This is a genomic window from Spiroplasma endosymbiont of Seladonia tumulorum, from assembly GCF_964020235.1.
In the GTDB taxonomy this organism is placed as follows: domain Bacteria; phylum Bacillota_I; class Bacilli_A; order Mycoplasmatales; family Mycoplasmataceae; genus Spiroplasma.
This window is the reverse complement of record NZ_OZ026545.1, coordinates 1784336-1800264: the sequence shown is the minus strand read 5'-3', so window position 1 is coordinate 1800264 and position 15929 is coordinate 1784336. Positions and strand designations below refer to the sequence as shown.

Sequence of the window (15929 nt, the reverse complement as noted above, 5' to 3'; positions counted from 1 at the left end):
AACGCTTAGAATTTTTCCCAAGTATTTTGAAAAGCGCGGCAAAAGTTTTTTTAAACTTTAAGGCATTTTTCGCAAAACTTATGAAAATCACCGCGAGCCCAAATTAGTACAATATAATCACAATAATAATCATTTAAATAACTTCCTTTCTCAAATATGTTTAAAAAGTGCTTGTATATATATATATATATATAATGTCAATAGATCTTGATAAAAATTTTCAAGATAAAAGAAAGGAAATAATAAAATGAAAAAACTTTTAAGTTTATTAAGTCTATTAACTATTGGTGGAACCGCTGTACCAACAACAATTGCTGCTAGCCCCTATCAAAAAGAAGAAACTAAATTAGAAATTAGTAAAGTTAATTATTCACAAAAAAATAATTTAGAAAAATTAAATAGAGTAAAAAGACAAGATAATAAAAAAAATAATATTGTTGGAATTTCAGAAATTGTTATTATAACAAATAAAAGTATTATTTCTTCCGGTGTAGTTTTAAATAATAAATTATACTTTGGTTCTTTTGATCATAATGTTTATGAATATAATCCTAAAACTGAACAACAAAAAGTTGTAATTACAACAAATGGAAGTATTTTATCTTCTGGAGTAGCTTTAAATAACAAATTATACTTTGGTTCAAAAGATAATAAAGTTTATGAATATGATACATTGCAATTAATTGAATCTAAAATTATTAATATGAGAGATCAAGTAAAAAGAGGGTTATATTTATATCATAAAAAACAAAATCCTAATTCTGAAATTAAACAGATTTTAAATATTAATTTAAAAAATTTAACAGAATCTGAACTTGTTTTAGAAGAAACACAAAAAAAATAAATCATATAATTTAGAACAAGATCTTAATGATATTTGTAAAGATTCTAACTCAACATTTATAAATAATAGTAGTATTGAACAAATTCAAAATACAGTTTCTTGTTCTAAACAATTAACAGAAACAAATACATTTCAAAAAATGAATGGATTTTCTAAATCAGAAACAACATCAAATACTGATAATTGAAGTACAAATGTAAATACTAAAGTTACAGCAAAAGCTAGTAGTAATGCTGGTGTTCCTGTTGTTTTTGGTGCAAAACTTGAAGTTGCAGTTGAAGCTGGTGGTGGTTATACATGAGGGAAGTCAAAAACTTATACTATAACAGATACTTCAAATTCTTCTGAAACAGAAATTAAAACAACCACAAACACTACAACAATAACTGTTCCATCTCAACCAGTAAAGGTGCCACCACATAGTAAAATTTCAGTTTATGTTACTTCTTTACAAAATAATATAGAGCTTATTTTAAATTATTATCAAAAAATTGAAGGTATGGTTAGTGCAAAATTAATTGATAAAAATAATAATGAAATAATAGTTAATATTTCAATTAAAGATGCTATGCTTAGTTTATTTGAAAATGAAATTTTACCCTCAAAAATAAAAATAAATAATGATAATAGTATAAATTTTTACTATGATATTAAAAGTAAAAAAGAAATAATTATGCATCAGACTGAGATTGGGGAAGCTATTCCCTTAAATTCGGAAGAAAAAAATGTAACATTTAAAAATAAAAAAACAGATATAGTGGTAGTAAAGAATTAATTATAAACACGATATGAAAAAGAAATTAAGTCTTTTGGGAACAATCACTTTAATAGGAACAAGTACAGCCAGTTTAGTTGCCTGTAATACACCACAATATATCGAGGAACAATTAAATAAACTAAAAGAAAAAAATAATATAAAAACAAAAAATGGTATTTTAGAATGAATAGCATATCAAGAAAAACCATTTAATCAAGTGGATAATAAATGATATTTTGCTATATGGAAACCTAATAATTCTATTTATTGAAAAATATCAAAATTTAAACACGATACAAATAAAGGAAAAAAAATGAGGATTGAGATCCATTAAAACCATATTATATTGATCTCTTTTTATGGGTTTTTGAAACAAAAGAACAAGATTTATTAATAGATGATCAATCAGAAGGTAAAATAGAACGAATTTTTTGAAATGAAGATAAGGGACGAAATTTTAAAGCAGTTTATCGTTGAAATTTAGAAGATACTAATGTACCTAATTTAATTATTGATAAAACCGGTAATGTAAAAGTTAATGAATAATAAAAAGTCATTTTAATAAATGACTTTTTATATTTCTAATATAATTAATGATAATTTTTCATTATTTTTATTAAATAGTTGTAAATTATTAATATTAATTTGTTCTTTTTCAGTAAAAATTGTAATTTCATAATTACCATAACCTCATATACCTGATATTTCAATTTGATTTAAATTAAATAGTTTTTTATCAAAAGTTATTTTAATACTATAATCAATTAAATCTTCGATTGTACTAATTCAATCTATTTTAGAATAAAGTAATTTATATCATTCAGAAAAATAATTTAAATAGTTTTCTATTTTGTCATTAAAAACAATTAAATTAGTTAAATATTTCCCATATTCACCATCAGATAATTTAATTTCTGATGGAATAAGAGAAGGAATGTTATTTGTTTCTAATTCATTTGTTACGGATAATCAATTAAAAAAATTTGCTTCTAATCGATAAATAGGATTTTCTGAAATATCTTTGTTTTTAACACTTACTTTAATTTCATTATCTTTGTTATTATTAACATTTATTTGTTGTTTTAAATTTCAATCAATAATTTTTCCAGTACTTGAATCAATTAAAGGTTTAAGAGGTTCACCACCACCATTTCAACGATAAACTGCTTTAAAATTTCGTCCCTTATCTTCATTTCAAAAAATTCGTTCTATTTTACCTTCTGATTGATCATCTATTAATAAATCTTGTTCTTTTGTTTCAAAAACCCATAAAAAGAGATCAATATAATATGGTTTTAATGGATCTCAATCCTCATTTTTTTTCCTTTATTTGTATCGTGTTTAAATTTTGATATTTTTCAATAAATAGAATTATTAGGTTTCCATATAGCAAAATATCATTTATTATCCACTTGATTAAATGGTTTTTCTTGTGCTTTAATTTCTTTTCAATAATTTACTGTAATTGGTGGATTAGAACCAATAAAATCAAAATATAATGAATATATTTGTACTTGACAATCTGAAAAATAAAAATATCCTTCTTCTAATCTATTTGGTTTTGAAATTAGTTTAAAATAATAAGGAGCAATTAATTTAATATCATCATTATAGCCTTTATTAATTGCATACTTGCTATATGTATAATTTGATAACATATAAATAATTTGTTTAAATCTTTTGACAACATTTTCATTAAGAAATGTGGAATTATCTAATTTTCAATTTTCAAATAAACCATCAATTACATCTTCTGGTTTTTGTCCTTCAAATTTTTGGCGCAGTTCAGCCACTTTATTGGTAGGATTACCTTTTTCATCGTATTTTGCTCCTTGAAATTTACGGTCATAATTATAACGATATGTTAAATAATTTAATAAAACTTTTTCTAAACCATTTTTATTTACCAAATCTAAAATATCTTTTCCTTGAATATAGTTTTTGGCTATACTTCATGGTAAAAAACTTTCAGTAAATCAATACTGAAATATTCTTACATTAGGGTTTGTTTCAATTGGCATTGATAGTAAAGGTACTAAACTAGCGTTTTCAACTATTGATGATGGATAAGAATAAACACCATTAACATTGCCTCAACACTTAATATTTCCAAATAACATTGATTTAGGGTATTTAATTTCAATCCCAGTAAATACTGTGTCTTCGGGTAATGATTTTTGTAATACTAAATGAATACTATTTTGGTTTTTTCATTTAAAATCAGTTATTTTAACTAAATGCATAGATTTAATAATATTAACACCATCGGGTGAATAAGGGCCTTTGTATTCTTCAATGATATAACATTCATTTTTGTTATCTTCACTAATTGGCTCATTAATAGATACTATTTTTAAGTCATAGGATTCTAAAAATTCTTTGTCTTGTTTTGAAATATCATTAATTAAAATATCTTTTTCATCAATCATAACATAACTTGTGCTATTATCTTGGACTGTGGTATTTTGTTGAATTTGTAATTTAAAGTTAAAATCACTAATTTCATAACCAGTTATTTTAATATATTCATCTTTGTCAATAAAACCTATTTTAACGCTATTTTGAGAGTAATTTAAGATTGGTTTTTGCTTTGTCTTAACAATATTATTAATTTTATAAATATATAAGGTTCTTGCACGGTCTTCAGTAAATAATTGTTCTAAGTCAGGGTTGCTGTACTGCGATTGAGCAGCAAAATCTAACGGAATACTATCGATTGAATAGTCAATTGGTTCATCATTTTCCGCTAATTGTGCTAACATTTTTTCAGATGGTTTTAACATTATTCTTGTTCTCCTTCTTCATTAGGCATATTGATAATAGTTTCGTTGTTTTTTAATTGTCTGTTTAAAGTAGCATTTACTGGTAAGCGAACATCAACAATTAACTCATCAATATTTTTAATATTGAATGTTCTACTGTTTAAAATCGCATTATCATATTTAATTAACTTAATAATGAATTCAGTTAATTTAATTTCTCTAATATATATCATTTGTTCATATGATGCGTTTGTTTGAATATTTACTCCCGCAACTTCTGCTTGTGTTTGTTGGGCTCCCTTGGCGATTGCGGGAACATGATGGCGATTTATTTTATAGTAATTAGTTAATAATCAATCATATATTTTGGTTAATTGTTCACCTTTAAAATTACCCGCAATATAATCTACTGGTTGAAAATTACTATCAGGGTCTCCTTCAACTAATAACAAGTCATTTTCAATAAATGAAGCTAGCATTTTACTAATTTCTTGGTCAACTACACCAGTCACGCCGTTAGTATTAATAGTAAATTTACCACTATTTAATAATGGATCTAACATTATCTTTTCAGCAATAATATCTAAAATACTAGCAAATTGTTTACCATAACGAGCAGAAGGCTCAAAATTAGGGTTATTAGGAATAATTTGAATTGGAATAAAATTAAGTGGTAATATTTCTTCTCTTTGTAAAGTTGTATAGTTATTTCATTTAGCATCATCAATATATAAGTCGGTAATAGTACTATATAATCGTGTTTTTAACTTTCTAATAACTTTAACTTGTTTAGTTACAGCATCAATCTCTAATTTTTCAGTAATAAAAATACTCTGGTCATTTTTAATATAAGAATCATAATCAAAAGTACAAGATACTAAATTACCTAATTCATCATATTGGTCATTGTAAAAATCAATAGTAATAAAATTAAGTTTTGAATTATTAACAAAAATAAAGTATGTACCCCTACCATTCTTATTAATTTTATATTCGTTATATCAATTTTTATTAGTAAAGTCTTGCATCTTTAAAAAGTTATTAATTAATTTAGTATCTAATTGTTGATTAGTAAGTGGATTATAAATGCTAATTTCTAAATCTCGTGGATTTAAAAAATTAGCATTATCTTCACAAATTCTTTTTTTTAAAATCTCATTATGTTTTTGAACAGTAACATTTTTACGATTAGTAATAGTTGATGCTAAATTAAGATAATAACTATCAATATCATAATCTTTTTTTATTTTCTTTTTTGCTGGTAACAATCCCATTTATAACTTCCCCTTTATTTTGTTTCTTCTTTTTTAATAACATCTTCAATACTATCTTCTTTTTGTTTTTTGTTATGTGTTTTGATAAATCTAATTGTTTCAATAATCAAAACTATAATTCCAGCTCCGATAAGCATTGCTGAAACAATAACATATGCCGGTCAAGAAATACCTAATGTTTTTTCTCCTATAAAACAAATAATAATTCCTGCGATAAAAAACAATGATGAAACTCCAAAGATTTTCAAAAACATAATTACATCTTTAATATTTACTTTTGACATAATAACATCTCCTTTCTAATTTACCTTTTTTCTTTCAATAAACACAAATCCCAAAGGTCTAAATGTTGCTGGACCATTAACTCCAATATTAATCAATCCATCAGGATTAATAGATAATGCTAAACATGCACTATTAACACCTATTTGATCATATATAACACCTATTGTTTGTCTAAAACTATGCCTTGTTTGCAACATCCCTTGACTTTTTAAATCTCCTTTGATATTTTTTCCTGAGGCTCAAATTCTATAAATATAATTTTCTTTATCAAAATTAGGAATAGTATATCCTTTTTGTCCAACTTTAAAATCACTAGTATCAACAATTTCTCAATCTGGAACTTTTGGTATAACAATTGATTTTTTTAATTCATCTAAAATTTCTTCTTTTATTTTTGCAAGTTTTTCATCTTTAATTTTTTCTATAACAAGTTTATCTAATAAAGCATCAACTTCTAATTGAGTATAATATGCTTCTAAATCAATCATTGTTAAATCAATACCTTCTTCTTGAAAAGTACGAAACATTTTCTTTAAAGTTGTTAAATTAGCCAATGATTTTGCATAGGTAGGCAATAGACCTTGTTAAGTAATCATAGGGTCATTTTGCGATGAATAATTAATATCACCAACACTCATATTTGCCGAAGTAAAAAATTCAATTGGAATGCGGTTAAATGTTCAATGCTCAATCGTAATAAACACCATATTAATACAAATTTTCTTTAATAATGGATCTTTAAATGTTTCAAACTTTAGTTTTGAAAATGAATAGTTTAAGTAAGAATTAATCATATTTTTGGCTCTTAAAGCAAATGTTTTAAATCATAATTCTACATCACCTTTAAAGAACTTATTATAACGAACTGGAACTTGTGTAATTTTACCTGTCATTGGAATAAAATTATTATAATTTTCCAAAGTAACATTTTGTCATAATTCATTTAACATTTAATCATCTCCTTATCATTTACTTTTTTTAAAATATATTTTCTTTAATATAAATTTTTTACTATTTAGTAATGTTTTTGTTTTAATTGTTTTGTTTAAATCTTGTTTTGTTCTGAGTTGTTTATATGCTTGAAATACTAGTCCATTACCTAACAAACTAGTAACCACACTATCTTCTAGCGTATTTAACAATTTATCTTTATTAAAGTTATTTTTAAATTGTTCTTGCATTTTTAATATCTTAGCAATTATCCGATATATTTTAAAACTATCTTTTACTACTTGCTGATAAACAAGTGGGGCAAAAGAAACTAAATTAAACAAACTTGTTTTTTTAAATCCCCAACCAATAAACCACTCACTGTTCATATAGAATTTAAACGGTTCAGGAGCCAAAACAAACTGTTCTGCTTTGATTAAAGTTGTCATAACGACAATAGGGACATATTTAGGATTTTTATAATATATTGTTAAAGCAACTTCTCCCGCAACTGATAATGGAACAATTTTTACTGCTAAAAAAACATCAGAACCATAAGCAAAGGGTAATAATTGGCCTTTTTTAATAGCTTTAGTTTCAAATTTAGAGAATATTTTTTAGTTTTATCAGTAATTTTATTAATTACTTTTTGTTTAATTGTAATTATTTGTTTTTCAATTGGAGCTAATAATTTTTTAGTTACTTTTTGAATATAAAAATTTGGGTTTAAATGATTTAAAATTTTATTTAATTTAATTGGTGTTTGGTGAAAAATATTTAATAATTTATTATTATATATTTTACTGCTCCGCATTAAATTAGCATTTAATAGTAGATTTTTACCAACACCTTTTTTATGAAGATTAGTCATAATGTTATATCACTCATTAGTATTAATTTTGCTTATTTTATCAATATTTAATCCATATTCATATAACAATTTATTAGCATTTTTTTTCATTTACGCGCGGTATTTTTTGAACTAATGTAGGGCTTATTTTTTGAATATTTTTCTCAATTTTTAATAAATTATTAATTGTTTCTAAATTAGAAACTTTAAAACCTTTATAAAAATCATTTCGGGCCAATTTACCAAATGTATATAATAAAGTTTCATTATTAGCCTGCTTTTAAAAATCAAATATTAATTTATCAGATAAAATCTTTTTGCCTGTAACTTGTTTTACAACATCTTCTAAATTATTAGCAGTTATTACACCTAATTTTTCAAGTAATTTAGTTTCTTTTGCTAATTTTAAAATTCTAGTTGTTCGAGCAGCACGCGTTAATTTACCAACACCGCCAATTGCTGGAAACAAATTTAAGGCGGTACTTTTTGCTGTTACTTCTGATGTTAATTTATCATATATTTGATTTACGGCAAAATCGGTTGCTGTTTCTACTCCAAACGAAATAAATGCTGCGGCAAAATTAGATAATCCCGTACCAAGACCAACAGCCGAAGCAATACCACCAGTTAAAACTGATAAACCAAGAGCTAAAACTTGAATTCCTAAAAATTCTAATAACTGTAAACCAAAATTTTTTTCTTGTTGTTGGATTGACAATCTAGTTGGATTTTTTTAACAGCATAAATAAGAGCTGTTTTAGATGTTCTAATTGGCATATCTATCAAACGAAAAAGTACTATTTTTTAGTACTATTAAGAATTTTTAATTTTAACATCAATCGGAGATGTTTGACCAGTAGCGTTGTTTTTACCTTCAATTTGAACAGAAACAGTTTTATCATTTGTAATATTAATTGGTCAATCTTCACCTTTACTTTCAATAAAGTAATCAAAATCACTTTCAGTTAAAGAACTATTTACGGCTTTAACTGCTTTTAAAACAACATCTTTAAATTGTGGTTTTAACTGTTCTGCTGTTGTTTGTGTTGGATTTACAACATGAATAGTTGGTTTATCTAATTTATTAATTTTACTAATATCAATTTTTGTAACAATATGTTTAATAATTCCTTTAGGTTCAACTACTGCTCCACCTAAATATAAAACTCTTTCCATAATTAAAGTATTACCCATTCCAGTACCTAACGCAGCAGCACCAACCCTTAGCGGAGTATGGTCTTTTTTGCGTAAAATAAGAGGATCATATTTTTTACTAAATTTAAAGGCAATTGCATTAACTCCGTTTGGTAATAATTCAATTGTTCCTTCTGAACCATCTTTATTAATAATTGGTAATTTTTTAGGAACCATATAATATGTTGTTCCTTCAACAGTTTTCATTGCTCCACTTGTTTCAATTACGCTATTTATTTGGTCATTTGCGCCAAGTTGTAACTGTAATTTATTACGAATTCCACGAATAAAATCTGCCGAATCCAAGACAACTGTTTCTGATGGGGTAAAGCCATTTTCATATATTTTATCCATAATTTCATCGTGGATTTGTAAAGCATTTGTATCATCTGATTTTTGTCCTTGAATAGTTGTAACAGTTCCTTTATTAATAATTTCTAAAATTTTATTGCGTTTATAAGCAACTTCAGTATCCATTGCTTGCTCAATATCAGCCGCCCAAAGATTAGGATTAAAATCATTTTCTACAGGGTCTAATTTACGAGCAAAAGTTAAAATTGTATCTAATTCAACTGTTCCATCTTCAAACTTTACTTCAGTATAGTTTAAAAGACTGTCATCAGTATTAAATACTTTTTTATCTTTTCCTATACCTTCATTATATTTAATATTTTTCTTTCTTTTATATGTTAAACCAAACTTATTTGCTTCTTTTCACGCAAATAATGCCTCTCAGCTAAATTTTTGTTGATAAGTTTGTAAATATCATTGGTCAAATGATTCACAATCTTTTTGTGTTGCTTGATTAACAATATCGCCGAATATTCTTTGTGGATTTTGTGCCATAATTTTATACCTTCTTTCTTATTTATTAAATACATTGTCTGTATCTAAAATATTGTTTTCTTTATTTTCTGATTTTGGTACGCCACCAGTATTAACTGTTTGTACCTTAATTAATTCATCATAAACACTCTGCAATTGTACTTTAATGATTTCAATATCATCAGTAATATCATAAGATTTTAATAAAACATTTTTAAAATCTTCATTATCAGTTAAAGAATTAATAAAATCAATTACTTCAATTTGTTTTAATTGAATTGTTTGTTCTTCAATTTGTGAAGTTAATTCAGTATTTTTTGTTTGTAGTTCGTTGATTTGTTGATTACTATTTTCTAAATTACTTGCATTTAATTCTTCAACTTCAACAGTATTTTCTAAAATAATTTCAGCAGTTTTAATATCTAAACTATCATCTTCATTTTTAATAGGTTCATTATTTTTATCAATAAGAACAAATTTTACATTTTTTAATGCCATTGTTTTTCCTCCTATTTTTTAATACTTGTATTTGTTCTTTTTCTAATCGCTTTTTGTATAATTTCGAAACTATCGACTCGAAAAGATAAAAAATAGCGTTTAGTTTTTATATTTAACTGATTAAATACTGAGCCTTTAATTTTTATCTCATCATCTTTTTTTAATTTCAAAAAAGCAGATACAACTGACGGATTATAAATTGATAATGTTGAGTAATTTAATCCTTCTCACTGACATTTCGCAGAACAAGCATCAACTTCAACACCAGCAGCAACCAGTGCCTTAATTTTAGTTTTAATTGGGTTTTCATGTAATCTAACAGTTAATTCTAATTTATTAACTTTTTTATTTTAGATTTATTAGTTATTGATTTTTTAAGTAAATTACTTTTTGTTTGTGCCATTTTTATCAACTCCTTCTGTTATAAAATATTGTAAATGTTTTCAAGCATCGTGTTCGTGCTCTGTCATTTTAATATTTCCTTTATAAATATAATTTTTCTTAACAACTGGCGATTGTAAAACATAATTTAAATTAAATAGATATTTACATAAAACTTTTAAACCACCAATAAATTTAGGAGTAGCTAATGGATTTTTTATTTTTAAACCTTTATTAAGTTGATAATCTTCAATTATTACAATAACTTTATTTAAATAAGAACAAATTTTATTTTTAAACTCATTTAATATTAAATACATATTATTTATTGCTTCTTCTTCATTTTTAGAATTAAAAGTAATATTATTAATTATTTTCTTTTGCAAAACATTATAAATAATCATACCAGTTTGTCCAATTCCAGCAGGGTCAATTACAATAATATATTTTAATTTATTTGTTTTATTTTTTTTGTCAATTTGTAATATTTTTCATCCATCGGATGCTAAATCTAAAATATCGTTAATTTTATAATATTGCATATATGAAACAATAACATCTCACTTGTCTTTAAATAAAATTAAGTACATTTTGGCTCATTCTAAACATTGCAAATCATAATGCTTTTTATGATGTGAAATACGACAATTAACAGGCTGACAATTAACTCAATCAAATGACGTTGTTATTTCATTTCAAGTTTTATTAATATACAAACTTTTATATTCTGTCATTTATCTATACTCCTTAATTATTTTTATTTGTTGCTCAAATTTCATCATTAATATCATTTACCGTTACTAGATAAGCTCGTATCATTAATTCTTGTAATTTATTTTTAATTTTTTTATTTCATTTTTTCATCAAATATTTTCCTTTCTGTAAAAAAACATAATATTCCTTTATTGGTTAATATTTTGATATTTAGTAAATAATTTATTTTAGTATTTAATTACTTCGCCCCCGCTTCACTTTGAAGGTGAGCGGGGGCGGGATAAGATATTTTGATAGAGTTTACCCCCATACGGAAATAAACAAAGAAACAGTTTACCCAGTTATTAATTACGCTTCATCCATCCCTAGACAACTTTATATAAAGAAAATAACCTTTTGGAGTTCCAACCCTCTTGTTTTTTTAGTGTCCGATATTGTTTTTTCGGTTTAACAGCACTCTTTTTATGAAAACAAGCAAAAAACACGCGCTCTGACATTTCGCAAGTGATTAATCTTGCCGAGAATTAAAGAAATAAATAGGAGTAGTAAATCCAATCGCTTTCACACTTTCTTTAAGGCTTCGTGCCATAGATGAGTTATTCATCTTTAAGCATCAAAATATTAAATTTTAAGTGCCGCATTATTCATCGGATAATACCTTTATTGAAAGGATTTATAAAAATATTGTTTATTTTGTGTAGGGAAAACAGAATTTAATCTGTTTTTTTATGATAAAAGTTCTAAATTTAAAGATACTATCCGATGAATAATGCAAATAAATTTATGTTTTTTAATATAAAAATAAAAAAAAACAATCTCACAAGAGTTGTTTTTTGCCGGTTCATCGTACAGGACGCCTGGATAATTTAAATGATGCAATTAATAAAATAAAATTAATAAAAAAAGATCTGAATGGAATAATAATTCACTCAGATCACGGATATCAATATACATCCACTATTTATCACGATAAATGTTTATCTAACGGTATTACAATTTCAATGGGAAAAAATTACCACTGTGTAGATAATATTGTTATAGAAAGTTTTCATTCATTACTTAAGAAAGCTACAATCCATAATAAAATATATAATTCACATGAAGAATATATACAAGATGTTATAAAATGAAATACATGATATTCAAATCGTAAAGAAAAAGATATAATTAAAAAAATAGTAAATACTTTTTTTATTAGTACTTACTAAAATGGGTGCACTCTAATGTTAAAAGATTTATTAGAACTTGATTCTTTAAAAAGAAAAAATGGTAAACCCAATATATCTAAAATAGTAAAAATATTGCATAAAAATCGCAATACAATTAGACGAGAAATAAAAAGGTTAAAAGATAATGAATATGACGCTAAATTAGCACACGAAGATTATTTACAAAAACGACAAAAATGTTTTTAAAAATCATCATTATTGCTAAATATTTTAGAATGACTAGATGAAAAATATAACAAATTTCATGATTCACCAGAACAAATCTGTAAAAAATATGAAAAAGAGTTTGGTATTAAATTTCCAGTATGTTTTAAAACTTTATATAAATATATTCATTTGGGATTTTTAAATTTCAAAAAATATAAAACAAAAAATAGGATTGATAATCGCGGTAAAATAAGAAATTTTAGAACTATTGAAGAAGCAAAACATGATAAATATGAATTTGGTTGATTTCAAATGGACACTATGGTTGGTAAAAATAATAGTGTTTGTTTAGTTTTAATCGAAGAATTAACGCAATTTAAAATCATTGAACCATTAAAAGAAAAAACAACAAAAGAAGTTACAAACGCATTAAAACGAATTTTTTCTAACAGATTTTTTAAAGATAAATGCAAAGGAATAATAACAGATCAAGGCAAAGAATTTGCTGATTGAGAAAAAATTGAAAAAATAACAAATGCTAAAGTATATTTTTGTGATGCTGGAACTCCAACTCAAAAACCCAAAGTTGAAAGAGCAATTCGCGATTTTAGACATTGATTTTCCAAAGGAATTGATTTAAGTATTTATTCAAGAAATTATTATCAAGAAGTTGCTAATATAATAAACTCTAAACTTAAAAAATCTTTACATTGACTATCTTCAAAAGAAGTTTTTATACAAATGTTTAATTTTTAATATAATTACCTATAAAAATTTTAATCATTTTATTTTTCAGTGTGCCAAAATTCATAAATTTAAAACAAAACTACTAAATTTTTTTAAAATAAATTATATTGAACATTTATTTTATTGGTGTTATAATAAAATTAAGTAGAGTGCTACACTTCATAGTACAATTTACAGATTCAATAAATTGATTAGCAATATATTCTAAATACAATTTATTTTTTAAAGTACCATAAACAATTCGATAAATTAAAGTTTTATTTTGGTCAGTAAAATCATCATTTTGTTCTACAATATTTGATAATAAATGATTACTACACTTATTTTTTGCAAAAATTTTTCATAAGATATTTCATGCTATTTCTCTTGCTTGCATTTCTTAATCCTTTAAACTTACGAACGATTAGCAATTTCTTGTTCTAAAATTGTTTTAATTTCTGCAACTGCTTGTTCTACAGTGTTATTTACCACAACATAATTATAATTACTTTGCAATGGAAGTTCATCAGCTGCTTTTGCTAATCGTGCTTGTAATACTTCTTCGGGTTCACTTTTTCGGCCTCGAATTCGTTTTTCTAATTCCTCTAAACTTGGTGGAATTAAAAAAATTGAAACTGCATCAGTTACTTTCTGTAACACTTGTGTTGCACCTTGTACTTCAATTTCTAATAAAACATTTTTTCCATTATTAATTTGTTCAATACAATATGATTTTGGCGTACCATAATAATTACCGACAAATTCAGCATATTCTAATAATTTATCATTTTTAATTGCAGCTTCAAATGTTGGTCGGTCAACAAAAAAATAATTTGCCCCTTCAACTTCATCCTGCCTTTTTGTTCTTGTTGTCATTGAAACTGAATAAGCCAAATTCAACTCCTCATATTTAAAAAGTTCTTGGCATATTGTCCCTTTTCCGACTCCTGATGGGCCAGAAAAAATAATTAAAAAACCCTCTTTCTGCACATTAACGTTCTCCTTTTTCTAATCTTAATATATACAAATACTTTTTTTTATATGTTTTACAACGTAACATAACTAAATTAAATTGATCAAATGACAACATTTGATTTGATTCACAAACTATTGTTCCATAGTTATTGATAATATTGTTATTCAATATTATAGTAATAATATCATAATAATACTCAATTTGCTTAAAAGGTGGGTCTAAAAATAAAATATCAATTAATACTTTCTGTTGTATCATTCAATTTAATAAAACTTTATAATCATAATTTAATACCTTTGCATTATTTATTTTTAAGTTATTTAAATTAGTTTCAATAATTTTGGAGGCACCTTGGTGCGAATCATTAAAATAACATTGTTGTAACCCCCGTGATAACCCTTCAATTCCTAATTGACCACTTCCAGCAAAAATATCTAATCCAATTTTATTTTCATAAATAAAATAATTATCTAAAATATTAAATGTATCTTCTTTAACACGTGCCGTCATTGGCCGGGTATTCATTCCATCTAATGTTTTAATTTGATAACCCTTATATTTTCCACTAATTACGCGCATCTTCTTAACCCTTCTCTTTCTTTTTTTTATTATACTAAAACTTTAGAATTTTCTTTAATAATTGCTGAATATGTTATAATTTTTTAAGAGGTGATTTTTAGTGTTGCAAAATGAAATACCAACTAAAGACTGACTAGTATTTGATGATACACCGTCAATTCGACAACCATCAATTGATGTCTCTTTACCATTAGCACCTGAAAATGAACTTGTAATGCAAAAATTAATTGATTTTGTAAGATATTCCCAAGATCCGCAAAAAAATAGTGGTCATACAATTAGACCAGCTGTTGGTTTAGCCGCTCCTCAAATTGAACATAATCTTAAAATGTATTATATTCGAATTGAAGAGACAGATGACGAAACAGAAAATAAAAAAATAATTGAACATGCAATGATTAATCCTAAAATTATTGGAAAAAGTGAACAAAAAGCTTGTATAGAAAAAGGCGAAGGTTGTTTAAGCGTTAATGGTGATAAAGAAGGTTTTGTCCCTCGTAGTTTTCGAATTATTATTGAAGGTTATGATTATTTAAAACAACAACAAGTAACAATTACTGCCCGTAGTTATGAAGCAATTGTTTTTCAACATGAACAAGCACATTTAGAAGGTAAATTATATTATGATTTAATTAATAAAAAAGCACCTTGAACAAAAAAAAGTGATTGAATTATTTTATAAAAAATAAAAACTGGTAATACCAGTTTTTATTTAATTTTAAATACTAATTATATTTTCTTATTTTAATTCTTATGATAAAATCCCATCAGAGGTGATTTTTAATGTTACAAAATGAAGTACCAACTCATGACTGATTAGTATTAAATGACACTCCATCAATTCGACAACCATCAATTGATGTGTCTGTATCCTTAACACCCGAAAATGAACTTGTAATACAAAAAATAATTGATTTTGTAAGATATTCGCATACTCCCCAAAAAAAATAATGCCAAT

General features: G+C 25.0%; 23 protein-coding genes and 1 pseudogene. 8 read left to right on the top strand and 16 right to left on the bottom strand.

All coding sequences use genetic code 4. The annotated features are described in order from the left end of the window. Positions 1-247: 247 nt before the first annotated feature. The 4 genes from AACL22_RS11445 (at position 248) to AACL22_RS11430 (ending at position 2601) form a co-directional block, all read left to right on the top strand. Positions 248-844: a hypothetical protein gene (locus AACL22_RS11445; protein ID WP_338991892.1), complete on the top strand. Its 597-nt coding sequence runs from the start codon at positions 248-250 to the stop codon at positions 842-844. A gap of 139 nt (positions 845-983) precedes the next feature. Next, complete coding sequence (locus AACL22_RS11440; protein ID WP_338989166.1) at positions 984-1619, top strand: hypothetical protein; 636 nt, start codon at positions 984-986, stop codon at positions 1617-1619. Positions 1620-1632: 13 nt separating this feature from the next. After that, the gene (locus AACL22_RS11435) at positions 1633-1935 is read left to right on the top strand and encodes a lipoprotein (protein ID WP_338990153.1); all 303 of its coding nucleotides are present in this window, start codon (positions 1633-1635) and stop codon (positions 1933-1935) included. A 516-nt stretch (positions 1936-2451) separates the two neighbouring features. Then, on the top strand, positions 2452-2601 hold the full coding sequence (locus AACL22_RS11430; RefSeq protein WP_338991890.1) for a hypothetical protein: 150 nt from the start codon (positions 2452-2454) through the stop codon (positions 2599-2601). A gap of 295 nt (positions 2602-2896) precedes the next feature. On the opposite strand, the gene AACL22_RS11425 is transcribed toward AACL22_RS11430, so the two are convergent. From AACL22_RS11425 to AACL22_RS11365, 13 genes are all read right to left on the bottom strand, one after another. Next, entirely contained in the window at positions 2897-4384 is a 1488-nt protein-coding gene (locus tag AACL22_RS11425) for a hypothetical protein (RefSeq protein ID WP_338991887.1), read from the bottom strand. Further along, the gene (locus AACL22_RS11420; RefSeq protein ID WP_338989934.1) at positions 4384-5637 is read right to left on the bottom strand and encodes a hypothetical protein; all 1254 of its coding nucleotides are present in this window, start codon (positions 5635-5637) and stop codon (positions 4384-4386) included. Before AACL22_RS11420 ends, AACL22_RS11425 begins: the two co-directional genes overlap by 1 nt. A 14-nt stretch (positions 5638-5651) precedes the next feature. After that, a complete protein-coding gene (locus tag AACL22_RS11415; protein ID WP_338988785.1) occupies positions 5652-5921 on the bottom strand; it encodes a hypothetical protein in 270 nt (89 codons plus the stop codon). Positions 5922-5936: 15 nt separating this feature from the next. After that, the gene (locus AACL22_RS11410; protein ID WP_338988787.1) at positions 5937-6497 is read right to left on the bottom strand and encodes a hypothetical protein; all 561 of its coding nucleotides are present in this window, start codon (positions 6495-6497) and stop codon (positions 5937-5939) included. Between the two features lie 9 nt (positions 6498-6506). Beyond that, the gene (locus tag AACL22_RS11405) at positions 6507-6872 is read right to left on the bottom strand and encodes a hypothetical protein (protein ID WP_338990156.1); all 366 of its coding nucleotides are present in this window, start codon (positions 6870-6872) and stop codon (positions 6507-6509) included. A gap of 12 nt (positions 6873-6884) precedes the next feature. After that, a complete protein-coding gene (locus AACL22_RS11400) occupies positions 6885-7301 on the bottom strand; it encodes a hypothetical protein (RefSeq protein WP_338990158.1) in 417 nt (138 codons plus the stop codon). 86 nt (positions 7302-7387) lie between these two features. Continuing rightward, on the bottom strand, positions 7388-7813 hold the full coding sequence (locus tag AACL22_RS11395) for a hypothetical protein (protein WP_338991880.1): 426 nt from the start codon (positions 7811-7813) through the stop codon (positions 7388-7390). Next, positions 7797-7940: a hypothetical protein gene (locus AACL22_RS11390; RefSeq protein WP_338989351.1), complete on the bottom strand. Its 144-nt coding sequence runs from the start codon at positions 7938-7940 to the stop codon at positions 7797-7799. The genes AACL22_RS11395 and AACL22_RS11390 overlap by 17 nt, the downstream gene beginning before the upstream one ends. A 42-nt stretch (positions 7941-7982) precedes the next feature. Further along, positions 7983-8420 carry a hypothetical protein gene (locus tag AACL22_RS11385; protein ID WP_338990161.1) on the bottom strand — a complete coding sequence of 146 codons (438 nt, stop codon included), beginning with the start codon at positions 8418-8420 and terminating at the stop codon, positions 7983-7985. A 95-nt stretch (positions 8421-8515) separates the two neighbouring features. Next, positions 8516-9742: a hypothetical protein gene (locus AACL22_RS11380; RefSeq protein WP_338990163.1), complete on the bottom strand. Its 1227-nt coding sequence runs from the start codon at positions 9740-9742 to the stop codon at positions 8516-8518. A gap of 18 nt (positions 9743-9760) precedes the next feature. Continuing rightward, positions 9761-10219 carry a hypothetical protein gene (locus tag AACL22_RS11375; protein WP_338991878.1) on the bottom strand — a complete coding sequence of 153 codons (459 nt, stop codon included), beginning with the start codon at positions 10217-10219 and terminating at the stop codon, positions 9761-9763. An 11-nt stretch (positions 10220-10230) separates the two neighbouring features. Next, positions 10231-10389, bottom strand: a complete 159-nt coding sequence (locus AACL22_RS11370) for a hypothetical protein (RefSeq protein WP_338990165.1) — start codon at positions 10387-10389, stop codon at positions 10231-10233. A 213-nt stretch (positions 10390-10602) separates the two neighbouring features. Further along, positions 10603-11334 carry a hypothetical protein gene (locus AACL22_RS11365; protein WP_338991876.1) on the bottom strand — a complete coding sequence of 244 codons (732 nt, stop codon included), beginning with the start codon at positions 11332-11334 and terminating at the stop codon, positions 10603-10605. Positions 11335-12147: 813 nt separating this feature from the next. On the opposite strand from AACL22_RS11365, the gene AACL22_RS11360 reads away from it, so the two are divergent. Beyond that, positions 12148-12522: an integrase core domain-containing protein gene (locus AACL22_RS11360; protein ID WP_338992277.1), complete on the top strand. Its 375-nt coding sequence runs from the start codon at positions 12148-12150 to the stop codon at positions 12520-12522. Between the two features lie 15 nt (positions 12523-12537). Then, a pseudogene (locus AACL22_RS11350) lies at positions 12538-13446 on the top strand (IS30 family transposase). 106 nt (positions 13447-13552) lie between these two features. Here the strand turns inward: AACL22_RS11350 and AACL22_RS11345 are convergent. The 3 genes from AACL22_RS11345 to rsmD are packed head-to-tail and all read right to left on the bottom strand — an operon-like array spanning position 13553 to position 15001. After that, a complete protein-coding gene (locus AACL22_RS11345; protein WP_338992269.1) occupies positions 13553-13813 on the bottom strand; it encodes a transcription antitermination factor NusB in 261 nt (86 codons plus the stop codon). Between the two features lie 17 nt (positions 13814-13830). Next, positions 13831-14406, bottom strand: a complete 576-nt coding sequence (gene gmk, locus AACL22_RS11340) for a guanylate kinase (protein ID WP_338992267.1) — start codon at positions 14404-14406, stop codon at positions 13831-13833. 1 nt (position 14407) lies between these two features. Then, positions 14408-15001, bottom strand: coding sequence for a 16S rRNA (guanine(966)-N(2))-methyltransferase RsmD (gene rsmD, locus AACL22_RS11335; RefSeq protein ID WP_338993088.1), 594 nt, complete (start codon positions 14999-15001; stop codon positions 14408-14410). A gap of 70 nt (positions 15002-15071) precedes the next feature. On the opposite strand from rsmD, the gene def reads away from it, so the two are divergent. Then, positions 15072-15653: a peptide deformylase gene (gene def, locus AACL22_RS11330; RefSeq protein WP_338992264.1), complete on the top strand. Its 582-nt coding sequence runs from the start codon at positions 15072-15074 to the stop codon at positions 15651-15653. Between the two features lie 101 nt (positions 15654-15754). Beyond that, the gene (locus tag AACL22_RS11325) at positions 15755-15922 is read left to right on the top strand and encodes a hypothetical protein (RefSeq protein ID WP_338992262.1); all 168 of its coding nucleotides are present in this window, start codon (positions 15755-15757) and stop codon (positions 15920-15922) included. The last annotated feature ends 7 nt before the right edge of the window (positions 15923-15929 follow it).